General features: G+C 54.7%; 18 protein-coding genes. 15 read left to right on the forward strand and 3 right to left on the reverse strand.

Annotated elements, in window-relative coordinates; all coding sequences use genetic code 11:
* The first annotated feature begins 28 nt into the window (after positions 1 to 28).
* From AC2FH0_RS09125 to AC2FH0_RS09180, 12 genes are all read left to right on the forward strand, one after another.
* On the forward strand, positions 29 to 538 hold the full coding sequence (locus AC2FH0_RS09125; protein ID WP_496789134.1) for a cupredoxin domain-containing protein: 510 nt from the start codon (positions 29 to 31) through the stop codon (positions 536 to 538).
* Complete coding sequence (locus tag AC2FH0_RS09130; protein ID WP_496789135.1) at positions 539 to 1,999, forward strand: cbb3-type cytochrome c oxidase subunit I; 1,461 nt, start codon at positions 539 to 541, stop codon at positions 1,997 to 1,999.
* Between the two features lie 2 nt (positions 2,000 to 2,001).
* Positions 2,002 to 2,598 (forward strand): SCO family protein, encoded by a 597-nt coding sequence (locus AC2FH0_RS09135; protein ID WP_496789137.1) that lies wholly within the window; start codon positions 2,002 to 2,004, stop codon positions 2,596 to 2,598.
* Positions 2,595 to 3,155 carry a hypothetical protein gene (locus AC2FH0_RS09140; protein ID WP_496789138.1) on the forward strand — a complete coding sequence of 187 codons (561 nt, stop codon included), beginning with the start codon at positions 2,595 to 2,597 and terminating at the stop codon, positions 3,153 to 3,155. The genes AC2FH0_RS09135 and AC2FH0_RS09140 overlap by 4 nt, the downstream gene beginning before the upstream one ends.
* Positions 3,156 to 3,161: 6 nt before the next feature.
* Positions 3,162 to 3,977: a formate/nitrite transporter family protein gene (locus tag AC2FH0_RS09145; protein WP_496789140.1), complete on the forward strand. Its 816-nt coding sequence runs from the start codon at positions 3,162 to 3,164 to the stop codon at positions 3,975 to 3,977.
* Positions 3,978 to 4,248: 271 nt separating this feature from the next.
* Positions 4,249 to 5,469 (forward strand): hydroxymethylglutaryl-CoA reductase, encoded by a 1,221-nt coding sequence (locus AC2FH0_RS09150; protein ID WP_496692033.1) that lies wholly within the window; start codon positions 4,249 to 4,251, stop codon positions 5,467 to 5,469.
* Positions 5,466 to 6,377, forward strand: a complete 912-nt coding sequence (locus tag AC2FH0_RS09155; protein ID WP_496705615.1) for a UbiA family prenyltransferase — start codon at positions 5,466 to 5,468, stop codon at positions 6,375 to 6,377. Before AC2FH0_RS09150 ends, AC2FH0_RS09155 begins: the two co-directional genes overlap by 4 nt.
* Positions 6,374 to 8,833 carry a PEP/pyruvate-binding domain-containing protein gene (locus AC2FH0_RS09160; RefSeq protein WP_496789141.1) on the forward strand — a complete coding sequence of 820 codons (2,460 nt, stop codon included), beginning with the start codon at positions 6,374 to 6,376 and terminating at the stop codon, positions 8,831 to 8,833. Before AC2FH0_RS09155 ends, AC2FH0_RS09160 begins: the two co-directional genes overlap by 4 nt.
* Positions 8,823 to 9,923: a BtaA family protein gene (locus tag AC2FH0_RS09165; protein WP_496702354.1), complete on the forward strand. Its 1,101-nt coding sequence runs from the start codon at positions 8,823 to 8,825 to the stop codon at positions 9,921 to 9,923. Before AC2FH0_RS09160 ends, AC2FH0_RS09165 begins: the two co-directional genes overlap by 11 nt.
* Positions 9,920 to 11,251: a hypothetical protein gene (locus tag AC2FH0_RS09170; protein ID WP_496789143.1), complete on the forward strand. Its 1,332-nt coding sequence runs from the start codon at positions 9,920 to 9,922 to the stop codon at positions 11,249 to 11,251. The genes AC2FH0_RS09165 and AC2FH0_RS09170 overlap by 4 nt, the downstream gene beginning before the upstream one ends.
* Positions 11,248 to 12,093 (forward strand): hypothetical protein, encoded by an 846-nt coding sequence (locus tag AC2FH0_RS09175; RefSeq protein ID WP_496789145.1) that lies wholly within the window; start codon positions 11,248 to 11,250, stop codon positions 12,091 to 12,093. The genes AC2FH0_RS09170 and AC2FH0_RS09175 overlap by 4 nt, the downstream gene beginning before the upstream one ends.
* Positions 12,086 to 13,507 carry an AMP-binding protein gene (locus AC2FH0_RS09180; protein WP_496789146.1) on the forward strand — a complete coding sequence of 474 codons (1,422 nt, stop codon included), beginning with the start codon at positions 12,086 to 12,088 and terminating at the stop codon, positions 13,505 to 13,507. Before AC2FH0_RS09175 ends, AC2FH0_RS09180 begins: the two co-directional genes overlap by 8 nt.
* 483 nt (positions 13,508 to 13,990) lie before the next feature.
* On the opposite strand, the gene AC2FH0_RS09185 is transcribed toward AC2FH0_RS09180, so the two are convergent.
* Positions 13,991 to 14,935, reverse strand: coding sequence for a hydrogen peroxide-inducible genes activator (locus AC2FH0_RS09185; protein WP_496692040.1), 945 nt, complete (start codon positions 14,933 to 14,935; stop codon positions 13,991 to 13,993).
* A 96-nt stretch (positions 14,936 to 15,031) separates the two neighbouring features.
* On the opposite strand from AC2FH0_RS09185, the gene AC2FH0_RS09190 reads away from it, so the two are divergent.
* Positions 15,032 to 16,492: a catalase gene (locus tag AC2FH0_RS09190; RefSeq protein WP_496789148.1), complete on the forward strand. Its 1,461-nt coding sequence runs from the start codon at positions 15,032 to 15,034 to the stop codon at positions 16,490 to 16,492.
* A gap of 169 nt (positions 16,493 to 16,661) precedes the next feature.
* Here the strand turns inward: AC2FH0_RS09190 and AC2FH0_RS09195 are convergent, their stop codons facing one another.
* On the reverse strand, positions 16,662 to 16,964 hold the full coding sequence (locus AC2FH0_RS09195; protein WP_496749327.1) for a TlpA family protein disulfide reductase: 303 nt from the start codon (positions 16,962 to 16,964) through the stop codon (positions 16,662 to 16,664).
* A 280-nt stretch (positions 16,965 to 17,244) separates the two neighbouring features.
* Positions 17,245 to 17,994 carry a hypothetical protein gene (locus tag AC2FH0_RS09200; RefSeq protein ID WP_496692043.1) on the reverse strand — a complete coding sequence of 250 codons (750 nt, stop codon included), beginning with the start codon at positions 17,992 to 17,994 and terminating at the stop codon, positions 17,245 to 17,247.
* Between the two features lie 86 nt (positions 17,995 to 18,080).
* Here AC2FH0_RS09200 and AC2FH0_RS09205 point away from each other — a divergent pair, with 86 nt between their 5' ends.
* The gene (locus AC2FH0_RS09205) at positions 18,081 to 18,626 is read left to right on the forward strand and encodes a MarR family winged helix-turn-helix transcriptional regulator (RefSeq protein WP_496692044.1); all 546 of its coding nucleotides are present in this window, start codon (positions 18,081 to 18,083) and stop codon (positions 18,624 to 18,626) included.
* Positions 18,623 to 19,315: an MOSC domain-containing protein gene (locus tag AC2FH0_RS09210; RefSeq protein WP_496692045.1), complete on the forward strand. Its 693-nt coding sequence runs from the start codon at positions 18,623 to 18,625 to the stop codon at positions 19,313 to 19,315. The genes AC2FH0_RS09205 and AC2FH0_RS09210 overlap by 4 nt, the downstream gene beginning before the upstream one ends.
* The last annotated feature ends 174 nt before the right edge of the window (positions 19,316 to 19,489 follow it).

A 19,489-nucleotide genomic window follows, 5' to 3' on the forward strand; every position in this document is an offset into this window, starting at 1 on the left:
TTATAATACCTAATATAGGAGATGGCTCATGCAGCCCGTTGTGTTATTGATCTCGCTGATCCTGATGGCAGTGCTGTCACTTGTCTTCTGGTTGGCCGTGCGGGCTTCGGATGGGTCGGAACCCGGACCCAAGGCCAACTCGAAACGTTCGGGCTTGATCTGGGCAATGACGATTGTCGGCGTAATTGTTGCGGTTGGCACATTGCGACCGTGGCCGCATGCCGTAGCCAGCACAGACGACGCCTTGACCGTCTCTATCACCAGCGGGCAGTGGTGGTGGGATATCGACACCGTCGAGATCCCCGCTGGAATACCCATAAATTTTAGCGCCACGACCGAAGACGTTACCCACGGATTGGGCATTTACACCTCAGATCTTCGCCTTCTGACGCAGGTCCAGGTGATCCCGGGCTACACAACCGAAGTCACGTATACGTTCGATGATCCGGGCTCCTACCAAATCCTGTGCATGGAGTTCTGCGGAGTGGCGCATCAGGACATGGTCGACGAATTCGAAGTCGTCGCGGTGGAGGACTGAATGAGCACTGCATCTGAACCTTTTGCGGGGAAATCAATCGCCGCTGAACCTCAAACCGGAGCGGTCAAGCTCACGATGATCCTTTCAGGCGTGGTTTTTGCCTTGATGATGGTCTTTGGCCTGATCATGCGCGCCGCGCAGGGTCAATGGTTCGAAGTGGATCCTGCATTGTTCTATCAGCTCCTGACGGCCCATGGTGCCGGAATGGTCGGTACAGCGGCGCTGTCTGGCGCCGCGATCATGTGGTATTTTTGCGGACGTCACATAGTTCTGACGCCAAGAATTTTTTGGGCATTCCTTGCCCTGTTTTTGTTGGGCGTGGCCTTGATCTTGGGCTCGATCTTCATCGGCGGATATGGCGGCGCATGGACATTCCTGTATCCGTTACCGGCAATGTCCGGCGGAGCGTGGGAGGCAGGTGCAGCGGCTGCGTTTATGCTTGGATATGTTTCGATCGGCGTAGGATTTTTGTTGTACTATCTGGAGCTCGGTCGCCAGATTCATGCCCGCTATGGTAGCCTTGTACGGGCCTTGGGCTGGAACCTGATCCTTGGGCGTGAGGACAAGAACCCTCCACCGCCAACCATCGTCGCAGCAGCTGCAGTGACCGTATTCAATTCGATCGGGATCATCCTGGGCGCAGCGGTTTTGGTGGCAAGCCTTGTCCATCTGCTGGTACCGGGATTTGAAGTTAATGCGCTGCTGGCCAAGAACCTGATCTATTTCTTTGGCCACGTTTTCATCAATGCCTCGATCTATATGGCGGTGACTGCGGTTTATGAAATCCTGCCGGAATACACCGGTAAGCCTTGGAAATCGAACCGATTGTTTGCGATAGCCTGGAATGCCGTACTGATCTTCGTGATGGCTGTATACTGGCACCATCTGCTTCAGGATGTGGTCATGCCACCCTGGATGCTGGTGGTCGGGCAATTGGTCTCGTACTTCAGCGGCATTCCCCTCATTGCGGTCACGGCGTTTTCCACATTCCTCTACGTGCGCGGCTCAAAAATGCCCTGGGATCTGACGTCCTCGCTGCTGGTTCTGTCCGTTGCAGGCTGGGCGGTTGGCTCAATCCCCGCGTCGATCGACGGAATGATCAGCGTGAACAAGGTGATGCACAACACTATGTGGGTCCCGGGGCATTTTCACACCTACCTGCTGCTGGGCGAGGTGGCGATGGCTTTTGGTTTCATGGCCTGGCTGGTCCGTGGCAAAACGATCGCCCAGATGAGCGGGTTGGACCGTGTCGCCTTTGTGACCTACCTCGTGGGTGCTGCTGGGTTTGTGACAGTGTTTCTGTTCTCTGGCGCGGCTTCGATTCCCCGCCGTTGGGCAGTGCACTATGAAGAATGGCTGATGCACGACCGTATAGGCACTTTGTTCAGCGTGCTGATCGTGTTGGCAACATTGGCTTTTGTTTTGCGCTTTGTGTTGCGTCTTGGGCGGAGTAACGGCTGATGATGGCGCGCGCTCTTCCATCGGTTCTGGTCGCAATCATGGGCCTGGGAATGCTCAGGCATGCCACAGACGGAGGGCAGGCATTCACTAGCGAAGCCGCGCGGAGACTGGATGTGGAACGCGCTCCACGTCCAGTTCCAGCCCTGCAACTGGAAGATATGTCAGGTCAGTTGCTGCCTCTGTCACCGCAAGGGCAAGAGGTGGTTCTGGTCGAGTTCATCTACACTGTCTGTGGCGACATCTGTCAGATTGCTGCAGCGGATTTTGCCGAGATCCGGGATCAACTGGAGCTGCGTGAAGTGCCCGTCCGGATGATCTCGGTCAGCTTCGATCCTGAGCGGGATACACCAGAGCAAATGGCGACTTACGGAGAGGTTCATGAAGCGGACGGCAAAATGTGGACCGTCGCGCGGCCGAAGTCAGAAGATTTACCGGCATTGTTGAAGCTGTTTGACGTGACCGTCATCCCGGATGAGTGGGGCGGGTTTCAGCACAATGCCGCGATCCATGTGATTGACAGCGACGGCAGATTTTCGGCGGTGTTTGATACCGATGCGATCGACGCTGTTCTAAACCATTTGGAGGAGCGCAACTCATGAAGTTGCTTGGTCTTGCCTTCCTCGCGGCGGCCGAAGCTGTCGCACTTCGTTATGCGGTCATTGAAAGCCCGATCCAGCATGTCTTGGTGCAGATGCCATTGCTGGTTTTGGCCGGGGTTTTGTTAGCCTGGAACAGGCAGGTTCGGCAAGAATGGGCGGTTCCATTGCTGCTTGTCGCCTTAACCGTCTTTCTGTTCTGGATGCTTCCGCGAAATGTCGATTGGGCGCTGACATCGACGGGCGAAATTGCCAAATACCTAAGCTTGCCACTGTTGTTGGGCGTTCCTCTAAGGGTGTCCTGGCCCAGGCTGGGCCCGGTCCTGAGGGGGTTTCTGAAGGCGAATGCGCTGTCGATGCTGGGCGTGCTGGGATTTCTGTACACGCATGCACCTGTCAGGATCTGCAACTCCTACCTGGTCTCGGCTCAGAAGGATCTGGGCATGGCCTTTCTCTACCTCGCTGCTGGCTTGGCCTGTCTCTGGGCTATCCCGATCCTGTTTGGAATTCCAAACGGCCAAAGGTCGAATGCGACCAGCTGCGCAAGCTGTGGAGTGTAATACGAAATGACCTATGCTGACACAGTCATTGGGTTTGCAGAACTGGCGCAAAAGAAAAGCGTCAACCTGCGAGCAGATCCAATCGCCTTTCTGATCCTCGCAGTAAAGGCAGGCGCGTTTGTTGGGGCGGGCATCCTGCTGATCTTTTCCGTGGGGCAGGGCGCGGATCCATCCATCCGTCCCATCGTCATGGGGGCTAGCTTCGGTATCGCCTTGACCCTTGTGGTCTTTGCAGGGGCCGAGCTGTTCACCGGTCACACCATGTACATGACGCACGGATTGCTTGCCAAAAGTATTGCGTGGTCGGATGTGCTGCGCTGTTGGTTTGTCAGTTGGGCAGGAAATCTGATCGGGGCCATATTGTTGACGTTGCTGTTCGTCGTAGGCGGTGGCGGACTTATCCTGGGAGCAGGAGAAGACGCTTTGCTTTACAAGGTAGCCGCCAAGAAGATGCACGGCACTGAGTTGGAGCTGTTCGCCAAAGCGATCCTGTGCAATTGGCTGGTTTGTCTCGCCTTGTGGTGTTCGGCGCGCGCAAAAGACGATGTTACCAAATGCATCGTCATCTTCTGGTGCCTGTATGCATTTATCGCTGCCGGGTTTGAACACAGCGTTGCGAACATGACCGTATTTTCACTGGCGCTGCTCTCTGATCATCCCGACAGCATCACTCTGGCCGGAGCCGCCCACAATTTGACGTATGTCACCTTGGGCAACGCATTCGCCGGTGCCGGGATCATGGGCTACGGCTATTGGCGAGCGGCGTCGAAGCCCACGGTCAAGGGTATCGCGACGCCCGCGTCAACCAGACATCCTGTCTAGTGAGGGCGTGATCATGAGCGTGACACAACCTGTCAATATCCCCGTCTCCAAAGACCGATAAGCAAATGCCGGGCCTGTGTCTGGGGCCGAGCAACTCAAAAAGGTAGGATCACTCACAATCTCCAACTGGATGTATTCGCTGGAAATCGCATACTTTCTTGTTAGGGTGCAGCCGGCGCAGAATTCAATCTGCAGCCGTTTGCACAGCGTTTATTGGAGCTGCCATTTGATCATTCCATTTCATGTGCGGGAGATGCTGCGGCGCATCAAAATGCGATATGATGTTGAACGCACGCCACAGCAGATGGCCCCAAGCGACGAAGTGTTTTCGCCTTTACGCCCCTCTCGCAAGGCTGACCGTAAGACTGTTGCGCGGTTCTGGGATCATCTAAAGCCCAAGGCAAGCGGCGCAGATCAGGCATTGATTGCGGATCCTGCAACAGTCGAGGCATCTGAAACCTACAGCGCCAATATTGAAAACTTCATTGGAACTGTGAAAGTGCCAGTTGGCATCGTCGGGCCTTTGCGCATGAACGGTATGAACGCCAACGGGGATTTTTATGTGCCTCTGGCGACGACTGAGGCCGCGCTTGTTGCCTCTTATGCGCGGGGGGCCTTTGCAGCTGGCCGGTCTGGTGGGGTCAGCACAGCTGTTTTGTATGAAGGTGTTTTGCGTACGCCGGCCTTTGTGTTCGAAAGCCTTTTGCAGGCCGGTCAGTTCGTGGATTGGGTGGTCAGCAATGTCGATGAACTCCAGGCGGCGGCTGATGCCACAACCGGGCATGGTAAACTTGTCTCGCTGGAGCCTTTCATAGACACAAATATCGTCTTTCTGATTTGCCGCTACACCACAGGTGATGCGGCCGGTCAGAACATGGTAACCATTGCAACGGATGCTCTGTGTTGCACCATCACCAAAGACTGTCCAGTTCCAATTGAGAACTGGTATATTGAGGGAAATTTTTCAGGCGACAAAAAAGCCTCGGCGCTTGGATTGGTAACGGGTCGTGGCCGAAAGGTTAGCGCGTCGGTAACCTTGCCTGCGGACGTCGTGGAAAAGACGCTTGGCACCACCGTGGATGCCATGCTGGCTTATGGTCGGGTCGCCAATCTTGGGTCACATCTGTCGGGTCAGCTTGGAGCTCAGGCCCATTATGCCAATGGGCTTGCTGCCTTTTACATAGCAACTGGGCAGGACGCGGCTTGTGTCGCTGAAAGCGCGATGGGGGTGACGCGGATGGAGCCCAGAGGGGATGATCTTTTCTGCTCCGTGACGCTCCCGAACATCCTTGTCGGCTCCGTGGGCGGTGGTACCGGTTTGCCCAGCCAGACTGCGGCACTGAACATTCTGGGATTGAAAGGCGCCGGCCACGGCACGGCGCTGGCCGAAGTGGCTGCCGCCATATGCCTGTGCGGAGAAATATCGATTGTCGCTGCAATCGCTGCGGGGCATTTCACGCGAGCCCATGAAAGTTTGGCCCGCCAAAGATGACTCTGCTGGCTCGACTGTGGATATATCAATCCGAACGCTTCCCACTGAAGAAAACTGTACCGCTTTTGCTGGTGTTTTCAGCAGCAAGTATCTGCGTATCGGCCCGGCTTGCTGATCGACCATTGCCCGAGTGGTCTGCCTTTGTGGTGGGGTTCGTACTGGCGATGGCGCTGTTTTTCCAGATGCGCGTTTGCGACGAATTCAAGGATGCCGAGGACGACCGCCGCTACCGGCCCGAGCGACCGATACCCCGAGGGCTGGTGTCCCCGGCTGAGGTGCTTGTCCTTGGCTTGCTGACTCTACCCATGGCCGCCGCCGCTGCATGGTTTTGGTACCTCCCGGTTCTGTGGTGCCTTTTTTTGGTTTGGGTATGGCTGGCGGCAATGACGGCCGAGTTCGGGGTGCCAACCTGGTTAAAGGCGCGCCCAGTTCTTTATCTCGTCAGTCATATGGCGATCATGCCGCTGATCGACTTGCTGCTGACCAGCATCGAATGGCTTCCGGCCGGAGGGGCCGCATCAAAGCTGTGGTTATTTCTGGCGTTGTCTTTCGTGAATGGCTGCGTTCTTGAGATCGGTCGCAAGCTATGGTCGCCCGAAAACGAAATTGTCGGGGTGGACACCTATTCCGGTCTTTGGGGGTATCGCCGCGCCGCTATCATTTGGCTGTGCTGCGTTGTGCTGTCATTCGTGTTTCTGGTTGGCACGGGGTTTGCGTCTGGAGCTGGTTGGTTAACCGTATTGGTCGGGGCCGCTGCTTTCGTGCCTTGTGGTCTTGCGGCACGCAGCTATGCGAAAGCTCCAACACCCAAGGCACAGGACAGGATGGACGCAATCGCGGGACTATGGGTATTTTTCTGCTATGCCACTGCGGGCTTTCTGCCGTTCCTGATCGGAGGCTTTAGATGACCCTTATCATCAATCAATCCGATGCGACTGACCCAACAGTGGTCGGAGGAAAAGCCGCTGCGCTATCAAACCTCGCTCGTCGCGGATTCAATCCACCTGCGTTTTTTGTTATCACCGATGCCGCATTCCGTGCAGGTAAGACAGGGCCTGTCGCAGCACGTGGGTTGAGTAAGGCGCTTGGCGCTGCACTGGATGCGTTGGGTCCGGGGTATTATGCAGTGCGTAGTTCCGGTCGGGCCGAAGATGGTGTAGAACACAGCCATGCAGGTCAGTTTGATACGGTTTTGAATGTCACCGGTAGCAAGGTCATACAGGCGGCAAAACAGGTTTGGCAATCGGGGTTTGCGGATACAATCGCCACTTATCGCTCGGTCAAATCCGGGGGCGAGGCAGAAGCGCCCGCGATAATCGTACAGCGCATGATTGAGGCGACGACCGCGGGTGTTGCTTTTTCGGCCGATCCAGTGACAGGGCAGCGAAACACCGTTGTCGTGTCTGCCATCAAAGGTTTAGGCGATGCGCTGGTAGCAGGTGAGGTTGATGGTGAGGATTGGATTATTGATCAAGCCAAACAGCCCGAGTGCGCGCAAACCACGCCTCAGGTTTTGACACCGGATCAGGTGCTGCAGGTCGCGATGCTGGCGCGCAAAGCGGAAGAGGCTTTTGGCGTTCCGCAAGACATTGAATGGGCGTTCGATGCGGATGGGCTGCACATTCTTCAGGCTCGGCCGATTACGACCGAGCTGCGACCATTGGCGGTGCCGGATGATGTACTTACCATTTTTGACAATTCGAACATCGTCGAAAGCTATCCGGGCATGGTCAGTCCACTGACCTATTCTTTTGCACTGCACGTCTACTCACGGGTTTATCGCGCTTTTGTGCGGCTTCTGGGCGTTTCGAATAAAACCGTCGCGCAGAACTCAGCCATATTCGACAATTTTCTTGGGCGTATTGATGGGCGTGTCTACTACAATCTGGTCAACTGGTATCGGGCGCTGGCGTTGCTGCCGGGGTTCTCGCTGAATCGCGATTACATGGAAACGATGATGGGTGTGTCCGAACCCATGCCCCGCGAGATTACAGATGGCATTGGACCTGCTCCTGCCAGAGGTGTGCGCAAGATACTGGAATACGCCAAACTAGCGACGGTAGCGGGCAGTCTGATCTGGCAGGCCGTGCGTTTGCCGCGCACGCGGCGTAAATTCTATGTCAGGCTGAACGATGTTCTGGACCGTGGTCTGGACATAGAAGCTGCGAATGCGACCGAACTGGCCGCCGAGTATCGTCAGATCGAAAGCACTCTTCTAGATCGCTGGGATGCGCCGCTTATCAATGATTTCCTTTGCATGATCGCGTTTGGGGCATCGCGCAACTTGCTGCTCAAGTGGTTGGGTGAAGACGGGCTGTTGCTGCATAACGACGTCATGATTGGTCAGGGTGATATCGTCTCAGCCGAACCGGCGCAGCGTATTGCCCGCATGGCCGGCTTGGTCCGCGAGGTCGGGATTGCTGATCAGCTAGGCGCGGAATGCCGGTTGGAAACCCTTGCTCCTTACCCTGAGATCGAAGCCGAGGTTAGATCTTATCTCGATAAATTCGGGGATCGATGCACTGAGGAGTTGAAGCTGGAGAGCATTCCGCTGCGCGATGATCCCACCAGCCTGTTGATGGCCGTCGCAGCCAGTGCCGCCCGTCCCGAGGGTAAGCGACACATCGGCACCGAGCCGGATTGGAAAACCCTGTTTCCCGGCAATCCGCTGAAACGCTACCTATCCAAATGGTTCGTAGGCTGGGCCAAGGGCCGCGTACGTGACCGTGAAAACCTGCGCTTTGAACGCACCCGTATTTTTGGCCATGCCAGACGTGTTTTTCTGGGAATTGGTCGAGAGTTTTCGGCAAGGGGGCTGCTTGCGGAACCCCGCGACGTATTTCATCTGACGACGTATGAAGTCTTGGGAGCCGTCGAAGGGTTCAGCCTATCGCCTGATCTGAAAACCATAGTCGCGCAGCGTCAGCGCGAAGAATCCGCTGCGTCCCAGCGTCCGGATCCGCCAGAACGTATAGAAATTCGAGGTCCCGCCATTGCTCCGATTTGGGCGGAAATAGAAGAGGTAGACAGTGATCCGGAGCGGATAAAATCCGGTACCGGCTGTTCAGCTGGACAAGTTATCGCAAAGGCCCGTGTGATCCGTGACCCGCGGACTGAGGCGCTGCAACCTGGTGACATCCTCGTGGCGCGTCACACCGATCCGGGCTGGATCGCAGTATTTTCGAACGCCTCGGCCATTGTTGTGGAACGGGGGTCACTTTTGTCGCATTCCGCAATAGTGGCGCGAGAGTTGGGAATCCCATGTGTGGTCGGTCTGAAAGGGGCCACTCATTGGATCAAGGATGGTGAAACCCTGTCGGTCGACGGGGCTAGTGGCAAGGTGGAACGGTGCGATGGGGCATAGTGAAATCGAAGGCAAGGCTGATTTTGATCACATCCGCTATGCACAGCTGTGGGAAGATGCAGACGTTTTGACCGACGCGCTGGGCGATTGTGCGGGGGGAACGCTGGTATCCATCTGCTCGGCCGGGGATAATGCGCTGGCTATGTTGATACTCGATCCAGCGAAAGTTGTGGTTGTCGATTTGTCGCCAGCACAAATCGCCTGCCTAAAGCTACGAATTGGCGCTTTCCAGACCCTGACACATCCCGAGTTTCTGGAGCTGACGGGATCGCAGCCCAGCAAGAGGAGAGCAGCCCTGCTGGAGCGAGCTTTGCAGGATACCGACCCTGAAACCCGAACCTTCTGGAGTGGTTTTGTCCCTGACGTGGAACGTTACGGGGCAGGCGGGGTTGGCAAGTTCGAGCGGTATTTTCGCATCTTCCGCACCCGGCTTTTGCCGTTTGTGCATTCACGACGTACGATTGATGACGTTTTTACGCCCCGGTCACCTGAGGCGCGCGAGGTTTTTTTCGATACGCGCTTTGACACCTTCAGATGGCGGCTGTTGTTGAATGTGTTCTTTTCCCGTTTTGTGATGGGGCGCATGGGCCGCGATAAGGCGTTTTTCGATCACGTAGAGGGCAGCCCCGCCCAGCATGTGGCTCGTCGCATTCGCCACGCGGGCGTTGATACCGACCCGTCACAGAATCCCTATTTGCACTGGATTCTGAAAGGCACGCATGGAGACGCGTTGCCGATGGCATGGCGGCCCGAGCATTTTGATACGATCCGCACCCGCCTGGATCGTCTCGATATCCGTCCGGGATCATTAGAGGCTTTTGTCTCGACCGGTGAAAAAGCCGACGGGTTCAACCTGTCTGACATTTTCGAATACATGTCGCCCGATGTATTCGAGCAAGTCTATGGCTCGATCCTGTCAGCTGCCGCGCCCAAGGCACGTCTCGTGTATTGGAACATGATGGCACCGCGCCGCGTGCCTGCGCGATACAGGAGCGTAGTTGAAACACATCGCACGACTGAGGATCGACTGAAGTCACGCGACATGGCGTTTTTCTACTCGGATTTCGTCGTGGAAGAGGTGCTTTCGTGAGCATCCAGGCCCAGATTTTACTGGCCTTGGCGTCTGTTGCGGTCCTGTTGGGATTGATGGCCGTTGTCCGATGGCTGGCGCAAAAGGTCGGCTTGAGCGCAGAAGTGCAACGTAAACTGATGCATGTTGGAACCGGACTCTTTACACTGGTTCTGCCGTGGATTTTTCCGGAACGCTGGCCAATATACATGCTAATCGGGGTAACGCTGATCGTCATGCTGATCTTGCGCCTGCCCCGGTTCTCACAAGGTCTGGGCGCAACCCTACACAGCGTCGAGCGCACGTCATACGGCGATTTCCTGTTGGCGCTATCCGTTGGGCTTTGCTTGTTGCTGGCCGGGGAAAACACCCTGTATTACGTGCTTCCGATCGCCGTTTTAACACTGGCTGATGCCGCAGCCGCGCTTGCCGGGACCACGTACGGGACCAAACGCTATGTGGTCGAAGATGGCGAAAAAAGCCTAGAAGGGTCAGTGGTGTTTTTTGTCGTAACTCTATTGGTTGCGATCATCTGCTTCTTGTTTTCGTCGAAACTCCCACCGTCCAACATCATGATGCTGTGCCTTATGGTTGCGGCCTTTGGTACATTGGTCGAGGCACAAAGCTGGCGGGGGTTTGACAACTTGTTCCTGCCGCTTGGCTTGCTGATTTTTTTGAAAGTTCACTACTACAGCTCCTTGGCAGAGCTGGCGTTGCTGGCCATTTTGTTCTTTGCCGCACTTGCCAGTTTTGGGGTGGTGGGAACCAAGCTGGGCCTGACCAAACATACGACCCGTGTGTATGTTGTTGCGATTTTTCTGCTGCTGGCGACCGCGAAACTGCAGAACACAGTACTGCCGATCATGGTTCTCGCGGCACACGGCTGGGCGCGTACTGCTTCTCCTTGCGACAGTAAGTTCCCCGATTTGGATATCGTAGCCGCCTTGGGGCTAATAGGGTTCGGCTGGCTTGCAGCGGGAAATGCAACGGGATGGGATGCAATATCCTTTTTTGGACTGAGTGCAATGGGGTTGGCCATGGGGCTCACAGCTGTGGCGCTGCGTGCCATTCCTATTGCGATACCGCTTGCTGCCGCTGTTCTGTTTCTAATCCGTACCTGGGCGGTTTCCCTGAATTCTGACCAATCAAACTGGGCCGAGCCTTTGACCGCGCTCTCACTTGTATCACTCGCATTTATGGCGATTGTGCCCTTGGTGCTCCCGAATTTGCTCCAAAAGAACCGCGTTTCGAGGCTCACGCTTTTGGCGCTGTTACCTCCGCTTGCCTATTACATCTGGTCCATAGCAGGGTCTATTGACGGCGGGATTGTTGCTAGAGTTGTATCATGACGAAAGAAAACATTCAGACCAAAGGCGCCAAACTATCTGTTTATCTGCAGGGCCCTGATTGGGATGGTGCCCCAGCTGCAACAATAGGCGACTTCTCGTGCGAGACCCCAGAGGCCGGTCTGGAGGTACTGCAAACGGCTATTGGGCGGGTCCGGTACGCCGGGGTTGATCGGATTATTGGACCTATGTCCGGTGATACATGGCACAGTTATCGGTTTGTATCGGACAGTGATGGATCAGCACCCTTTTTAATGGAGCCGACGCACAAATCACATGAGCCCGATGTGTTTAGGGCGGCAGGATTTGCCGCCATCAGCAAGTATTTCTCGGCGCGAGTATCATTGGCGCAAACGGCCAATTCGTCTCTAGCTGCAGTTGATGGGTTCGACGTAGAACCCTGGGACGGAACCAACCCTGAGGAGTTGTTCCGGCAGGTGTATCAACTATCTGTCGAGGCTTTTTCCCGAAACGCTTTTTATAGACCTATTTCTGAGCGCGATTTTCTTGCAATGTATATGCCTGTTGTTCCGATGTTGAAGCGCGAGCTTATCTTTTTTGCCCGCCGTCCGGACAGCTCATTAGCGGGCTTTCTGTTTGGTATTCCGAACTATGCTGAAGGCCCAAACCCAACAGCCGCGATCCTGAAAACTTATGCAAGCCTTGAGCGTGGTGCGGGTCGCCATTTGGCCAGTCATTTCCACAAGTCTGCTCTGAAGCTAGGCTTTGATTCCGCTATCCACGCGCTGATCCATGATGACAACCAATCAGCGGATCGCAGTGTTGTTGAAGGGGCCACCGTATTTCGACGGTACAACCTGTTAGGACTGCGCCTGGATGACTAACTTGTTGGACCAATTTGCCGTAGCGGTTGATAGACACCCGGACCGGACGGCCATTGTTGAAGGCAGCGGTCGCGAGGTCACCTTTCGTGATGTGCAGATACGCGCGCAGCAAATGGCTAGGAAGTGGAGACGTAAGGGGATTGGGCGTGGCGACCGCGTTCTTCTGGCGATGCCGGTCAACGCTAATCTCTACGCTAGTCTTGCGGCCTTGTGGTCGTTGGGCGCAACGGTGGTTTTGCCTGAACCCACGATGGGACTCGCGGGGCTGCGTCATGCAGCGAGAACGACCCGACCCAAGGCTTTTTGCGCGTCGGGTTATTTTGCGTTGCTCAGGTTTGTTGTGCCGGAACTCTTCAGGCTGCGCCTTTTGCTACCAGGTACCGCCCGGGGTGATCTGAGCGTCGCGCCCGTTCAAGACGGTGACACGGCGCTCATTTCCTTTACATCCGGCACTACAGGTCAGGCCAAGGCCATCCCCCGCAGCCACGCGTTTCTGATGGCACAACATGATGCCATTGCGCCGCTTCTGGACAGTGATGCAGTTGAACGGGATCTGGTAGCGTTTCCGGTGTTTACCCTGATCAACCTGGCGGCTGGGCGCACGACAGTTCTGCCGAATTGGAGAATGAGCAATCTGGATCGACTATCCTCCGAACAGTTTGCGGGCTGGATATCGAAGCAGCAAGTGACCCGTCTTTTGATCCCTCCGTCGTTGTGCGAAAAACTTGCACAGCGTAAAGATACGGGCCGGCTGCACACAGTCTTCACCGGCGGCGGTCCGGTATTCCCTGACATGATTGAAAGGCTTCTCGCCAATTCCGGTCTGGACGTGGTCTGTGTCTATGGGTCAACCGAAGCTGAACCGATTGCGCATCTTGATGCGCGGGAAATCACCGAAGTTGATCAACTTGAAATGGCGGCGGGCAAGGGGCTTCTTGTTGGGCATCCGGTTTCGAAAATCAAACTCCGAATTCAGGACGATGAAGTTCAGGTGGCGGGCGATCATGTAAATGATGGCTATCTTGATCTCGCACACTCCAAGGAAAACAAAATCAAAGACGGTACTACGATTTGGCATCGAACCGGCGACGCGGGTCGGTTAGATGATCAGGGGCGATTGTGGCTGTGGGGCAGACTGGGGAGCGATGTGACAACCCCGGCTGGTCAAACCTTTCCTTTTGCAATCGAAGTAGCTGCCCGGCAATGGCCGAGCGTGGCGAACAGCGCGCTCATGAGCTTCGATGGGCGTCCGATTTTATGCATTGAAGGCGACGCGGATCAGCTTTCAAACTGGAATAGCCTGGCGCAGGAATTCGGTGTTGCCAATGTGACCCATGTGAAAAAAATGCCTATGGACAAACGGCACAGGTCCAAAGTTGATCGGAAAAAACTCACTCAATTATTGGGTTACTAAATCACAGGATTTTCACCTTAAGAGCTCCAACGGAAAACCGTGGTCGAGCACACTTTTTGCCTTCCAACCGAAAGGCAGGAAAGTCCGGGTGCTTATGAAAAACCAGTGCCAGCATAGCTGCTCGCCGCATGAATGACTATTTCTCCCACTGCAAGTTGGCTGTGAGAAAGCGCAAGGGACAGGATGGGCTCATTTGAGACATTTATCGCAGCGTCGATGAGGTGTCGTTGTTCGTTCTGGGTTAGAAATGCTTGATGTTTGGGTCAGAATTGAATGAACCAGACCCAACCGTCACAGTTGGACTAGAAATGTGATGAACGTTCGACGTCAGAAGGCGGCTCAATGTAGGGCATCAGCCGAATTTGATCTTTGGGTGGCTTTGTTGATGGCTTAAACAAACATCACATTAGCACATTGCGATGTCGTCAGGAGGAGGCACCCACGTCATCAGCAAAGCCTATCCCAACCTTGGCTGGTCTCGCTCTAGGCATTTCCGTTCAAATATCGCGTCATATCCGGAGCGGCCATAAGCGTCTGAATGAAAGTCCCGAAGTGTTCAAGCGACCCTGCGCGCGGGTCGCTGTCGCGCCATGCGAGTCTGATAGAACGGCCAAAGATCCCATCAGCAATGGGATGTGTCGTTGCCAAGCCGCCGAAACGATCAGGGCCACTCACAGACAATGCCGGAAACAGCGCACAACCCTCTCCGAGTGCGACCATTTGCCGGAGCATTTCAAGGCTGCTCGCCACCCTCTGTCTAGGTCGGTCAATCCGATCGCAAAATGCTACGGTCTGATCCCTTAGGCAGTGCTCTTGAGAAAGCAGAACGAGCTGAGAGGACAGAACCTTGGACCAGCGAACTTTCTCATTGGGTCTGAAGTCCAGATCCTTGGGGCAGGCAAAAACAAATGGTTCGTGAAACAACGGAAGCGCTCTCAGTACAGGCTGTTTCGGGGCCGTCGCAATCAGTGCAGCGTCCAGCGTCCTCCTGACGAGCATCTCTTCAAGAACGTGAGTGGGTTCTTCGAACAATGACAACTGGAGATTGGGGTACGCATTTTTGAGAGACTTGAGGATAAGCGGCAGCAAGTAAGGCCCAAGTGTTGGAAGTACACCAAATTTTAACTCTCCCTCCAGATTGTCACTTAGGCTAAGCGACAATTCCAGCAGTTCACGGGCTTCTGTCAGAAGGATTTCTGCTTTTTGCAGAACTATCTGGCCATTTTGCGTCAACGAAATATGCCGTCCGTGGCGTTCGAATATCGAAAAGCCAAGGCGCGCCTCCAGCTTGGATACCTGTTGGCTGATTGCAGGTTGTGAAACCCCACAGATATCAGCCGCCCGGCCAAAATGGCCTTCTTCGGCAATGCTTTGAATGTACTCAAGATCTCTGAGTGAAAGGCCGGCGACTGAGGTTCTTCTAACCATGCATCACCTCTGATTATCGATCGGATAATTTATATAAGTTGGAGTAATTTGGCGGTTTTCGGTTTTGTCCTGCCAATACCAACTCAGGAGATTGACATGACCAGTAAATCGAAGCTGACCACCGCATTTGGCGCGCCAGTGCCTGACAACCAACACACACTGACGGCGGGGCCGCGTGGACCTGCGCTGCTTCAAGATGTTTGGTTTCTCGAGAAGATGGCCCACTTTGATCGCGAGGTGATCCCCGAACGTCGGATGCATGCCAAAGGGTCTGGCGCTTACGGTACATTCAAAGTGACCCATGACATCACCCAGTATACGCGTGCCAAAATGTTCTCTGATGTTGGCAAGAAGACGGATCTCTTCCTGCGGTTCTCGACCGTTGCAGGGGAACGCGGCGCAGCGGATGCAGAACGGGATATCCGCGGCTTCGCTATCAAGTTTTATACGGAAGAGGGCAACTGGGATCTTGTGGGCAACAACACCCCTGTGTTCTTCCTTCGCGATCCGCTGAAATTTCCCGATCTCAACCATGCCGTCAAACGCGATCCGCGGACGAACATGCGCAGTGCGGATAGCAATTGGGATTTCTGGACCAGCCTTCCCGAAGCCTTGCTTCAGGTGACGATTGTTATGTCTGACCGGGGGATTCCGGCCACCTACAGACACATGCACGGCTTTGGCAGCCACACGTTCAGCTTTATCAACTCGGACAACGAGCGGTTCTGGGTCAAATTCCATTTCAAAACGCAACAGGGGATAAAAAACCTCACCGACGAGGAAGCAGCACAGATCATCTCCGGTGACCGTGAAAGCCATCAGCGAGATCTTTTTGACGCCATTGAAAACGGTGATTTTCCTAAATGGACGCTTTATGTCCAAGTCATGCCAGAGAAGGATGCGGGTACATATCACCTCAACCCGTTTGATCTGACCAAGGTTTGGCCACATGGGGATTTTCCGCTGATTGAGGTTGGCGAGCTGGAATTGAACCGGAACCCTGAGAACTACTTTGCCGAGGTTGAACAAGCAGCCTTCGCCCCCTCTACAATCGTGCCTGGTATCAGCTTTTCGCCGGACAAGATGTTGCAAGGACGTTTGTTTTCTTATGGTGACACTCAGCGGTATCGGTTGGGTGTCAACCATTCCCAGATCCCTGTGAATGCGCCTCGTTGCCCGTATCATTCCTACCATCGTGATGGCGCGATGAGGGTCGACGGCAATGCCGGATCTCGGATTGGTTATGAGCCCAACATGCATGGCGAATGGTCCGAGCAACCGGATTTCTCTGAACCACCTTTGTCCATCGAAGGTGCTGCGGATCATTGGAACCACCGCGAGGATGATGACTACTTCTCGCAGCCTGGTGATTTGTTCCGCTTGATGACGCCAGAGCAGCAAGAAGTACTGTTCGAAAACACTGCCAGCGCAATCGGGGCTGCACAAAGAGAAATTCAGATCCGCCACATATCGAACTGTCTCAAGGCAGATCCTGCATATGGTGCCGGTGTAGCAAGGGCTCTTGGTTTTACCGATGAAAGTGGGTTCCCCGCGTAAAGACAACTGGCAAGCCCCCGATCTTCGAGGGCTTGCCTGATACTGCGGGGTATTCGACGGCGGGCACCGTTTGGTGTGATCGGGTATTCCGTCGCTGCGTGTGGCTAAACAGCCTTTTGGCGACGACCTTGGGGAAAGACGGTTTCCATACGCGGGCGCATTGGCCGGCTCACACATTGCAGCTACCTGATGCGCCTTCGTTTTGATTGACGGTGGCGGGATTGCTTGTGACCGATGCGGCCCCTCGTGTCAGAAGACTGCCAATCTCAGACCCCAACTGCAGTTCTGAGACCTGTCCAAGGTGATGCACAACGATCCGTCCCGACTGATCCAACAAGACAAGGCTTGGTGTACCGCGCATGCGAAAGCGGGACATCGTGTTTGGCAATTGCCCCACCCCCTGCCTGTCCACGCCGACAGGGAAGGTGATGCGATATTCATGCAGGAAGGCTTTCAGAGACACCGGTGTCATGGCGTCGTGATGCTCGAACACAGTATGCAAGCCAATCACGGCTACCTTTTCTTCAGGAAACGTTTTTTGAATTGATTGCACCAAGGGAATACCATGCAGGACGCATCCCGGGCACAACATTTGAAATGCCTCAATAACAACAACCCGTCCCCTTAGACCGCCTAAGGTTAGGGGTGTGTCTGTGTTAAACCATTCCGAAACGTCTAGTTCTGGTGTTTGCATTTTCATTGCCCTCAATAAAACGCAGCCGTCTTGGGTTCGGCGGCTGCGTAGTCGAATGTCAGTGAAGCTTCCCCGGCAGGCTCAGGTCGCCGGATGCGACGTCGAAAACATCTGTGACGCACAGCAAGGGCGCATGGATGTTAGCGTTCACTCGCAATGCAGAAGTGACACCATCGTAAGCGACACCATCCAGTTCTACGTCGCTGGCAAAGCCTGCGTTCACCACAATTTCGGGCCCATCAAACAGCGGTGTAAACCCTGGGCTGTCCAGAAAGATCGGGAACCCAGGCCATGTTGCAGGTAGCTTCGGCGTGGAACCTTCGGGGATGTCCCGTACGGCAAGCGCGTCGGGCCCGCACGCTTCGGTCGGGGTCAACACAACCCAGTGGCTGTGCCATTCGATACCGTCATTCGCCGGATCTCCGTCGCCGTTCTCGTCAAAAAGCGGTGTGTCATCAAAATCTGGATGACTGGTTGCGGCCATTGCAAGGATGCCTGTGCCGCCTTCGAACCCAACGGCCGAAGGGTCCAAAGAAGTAGGCCAGACATATGACCAGACGTCTGATCCACCGACCTCTCCGGTTGCCACCGGAACCGAGGCGCCAGCCGCTCCATTCGTTGTCATGTGAAAAGTGACCGTGTTTCCATTGCGATGCGCATGCGTTGCCAGAATGTCAAAGTCCGCGACTTTACTGGCGTCCGGCGAAGATATGATGGCGCCATCTTGATGGATGGCATGGTTCCCATCTGCAAGAGCCGTGCCTCCGATGACCAGCGCCAAAGTGGAAGTGAGCATTGAGAGTTTCATGAGTGTCTCCAATCAAATAATATCGAGTCGCTACTATAGTGAGAAATGCATTGCAACTATAATTTCGACTCGCTACTAAAAGTGTTATGAACACAGACCACCGCATACGCACGCTAATCAACCGTTTGGCCCGTATTGATGCTTCCGAAGGATGGGCGGGAGATTTGAACCCGACTCAGAGGATGGCGCTGGAATACCTCGCAGAGGCGAACATGTTTTCGCGCTCGCCGTCGCAAGTTGCGGAGTATATCGGAACAACCCGTGGAACGATGTCACAAACGCTCAAGGCTTTGGCGCGCAAGGGCTATGTAGAAGAGCAACGCAAAGAGCTTGATCAACGGTCGATCTCTTATGACCTGACCAAGGAGGGGGTCAAAATTGTACGTCAACCGAATCCTGTTGCACAGGCAATTGGAGATATACCCGTAGAAAACCAAGCCATGCTTGAGCAGGGGTTGATGCAAAGCCTCAGTCTGGCTTTGGCCGCAAATGGAGGTCGGTCATTCGGCCAATGCAAATCCTGCACATACCATGATGCCACGACGGAAAACGGTTTCTGCAAACTGTTGGGTGTATCATTGGACGTCGGTGAAAAAGACAAGATCTGTATCGAGCATGAGGAAGCCAGATGAACCATTTTGATTTATCGGCGAACATCGACGGCATATTTGTCGGAGCGGTCAAAGATTGTTGGGAAGGCAAACCGCCATCGGCCATTCAAAAAGACAGGGTGGACGGGCGGCAGTTGATTACTTCGCTCGGATTTTCCGAGGATGCACAGGCAGATTTGACCCAGCATGGAGGCGAAGACAAAGCCATCCATCATTATGCTTTTGATCACTATTCGGCTTGGCAAGCAGAGGGCCTAATGGCACCCGGCACACTGCCAGTGGCGTTCGGTGAGAACATTTCAACAACGGGGCTGACCGAGGAAAACCTCTGCATTGGCGACATCCTGTCACTGGGTACGGCGGTTGTTCAAATCAGTCAGGGGCGGCAACCGTGCTGGAAACTCGGGCTACATACGGGGCGCAAGGAAATGCCTTACCAGTTTCAGAAGACGGGCCGAACCGGATGGTACTATCGTGTGCTCGAACCTGGCGAAGTTGGTTCCGGTGATCGGATTACCTTGGTTGAAAGGTTAAATCCCAATTGGTCTGTATTGGCCGTCACTCGTGCAAGGTTGACTCGTCGCATTCTGCCAGAAGATGCAGAGGTGTTGTCTCAGATGAAAGAAATGGCTCAAGGTTGGCGACAAGCTTTCTGCCGAATGGCGGAAGGCAACACCATAGAGGATACATCGGTGAGGCTAGGTGCCTGAGGCATCGTATGAAGCATTTAAGCCGTGGTTAGCGATAACGCACCTTCCTCGAACCGAAAGCAATCGAGAACACGAAAGCAGCCAACCGCCTAATATCAGTCCTTTGGCAAACCGAACTCATTTGAGACATAAGCCTTAGCTTCGATGAAAGTTAGTAGCCTTGGGGCAGAAATA

It is taken from the genome of Ruegeria sp. CDSC051 (assembly GCF_059610665.1).

Coding starts and splice junctions, on each gene's coding strand:
- AC2FH0_RS09165 (WP_496702354.1), top strand. CDS start 8,823: ATGGGGCATAGTGAAATCGAAGGCAAGGCTGATTTTGATCACATCCGC.
- AC2FH0_RS09150 (WP_496692033.1), top strand. CDS start 4,249: ATGCGATATGATGTTGAACGCACGCCACAGCAGATGGCCCCAAGCGAC.
- AC2FH0_RS09155 (WP_496705615.1), top strand. CDS start 5,466: ATGACTCTGCTGGCTCGACTGTGGATATATCAATCCGAACGCTTCCCA.
- AC2FH0_RS09160 (WP_496789141.1), top strand. CDS start 6,374: ATGACCCTTATCATCAATCAATCCGATGCGACTGACCCAACAGTGGTC.
- AC2FH0_RS09175 (WP_496789145.1), top strand. CDS start 11,248: ATGACGAAAGAAAACATTCAGACCAAAGGCGCCAAACTATCTGTTTAT.
- AC2FH0_RS09200 (WP_496692043.1), bottom strand. CDS start 17,994: ATGAAACTCTCAATGCTCACTTCCACTTTGGCGCTGGTCATCGGAGGC.
- AC2FH0_RS09140 (WP_496789138.1), top strand. CDS start 2,595: ATGAAGTTGCTTGGTCTTGCCTTCCTCGCGGCGGCCGAAGCTGTCGCA.
- AC2FH0_RS09190 (WP_496789148.1), top strand. CDS start 15,032: ATGACCAGTAAATCGAAGCTGACCACCGCATTTGGCGCGCCAGTGCCT.
- AC2FH0_RS09135 (WP_496789137.1), top strand. CDS start 2,002: ATGGCGCGCGCTCTTCCATCGGTTCTGGTCGCAATCATGGGCCTGGGA.
- AC2FH0_RS09125 (WP_496789134.1), top strand. CDS start 29: ATGCAGCCCGTTGTGTTATTGATCTCGCTGATCCTGATGGCAGTGCTG.
- AC2FH0_RS09210 (WP_496692045.1), top strand. CDS start 18,623: ATGAACCATTTTGATTTATCGGCGAACATCGACGGCATATTTGTCGGA.
- AC2FH0_RS09145 (WP_496789140.1), top strand. CDS start 3,162: ATGACCTATGCTGACACAGTCATTGGGTTTGCAGAACTGGCGCAAAAG.
- AC2FH0_RS09205 (WP_496692044.1), top strand. CDS start 18,081: ATGAACACAGACCACCGCATACGCACGCTAATCAACCGTTTGGCCCGT.
- AC2FH0_RS09180 (WP_496789146.1), top strand. CDS start 12,086: ATGACTAACTTGTTGGACCAATTTGCCGTAGCGGTTGATAGACACCCG.
- AC2FH0_RS09185 (WP_496692040.1), bottom strand. CDS start 14,935: ATGGTTAGAAGAACCTCAGTCGCCGGCCTTTCACTCAGAGATCTTGAG.
- AC2FH0_RS09130 (WP_496789135.1), top strand. CDS start 539: ATGAGCACTGCATCTGAACCTTTTGCGGGGAAATCAATCGCCGCTGAA.
- AC2FH0_RS09195 (WP_496749327.1), bottom strand. CDS start 16,964: ATGACACCGGTGTCTCTGAAAGCCTTCCTGCATGAATATCGCATCACC.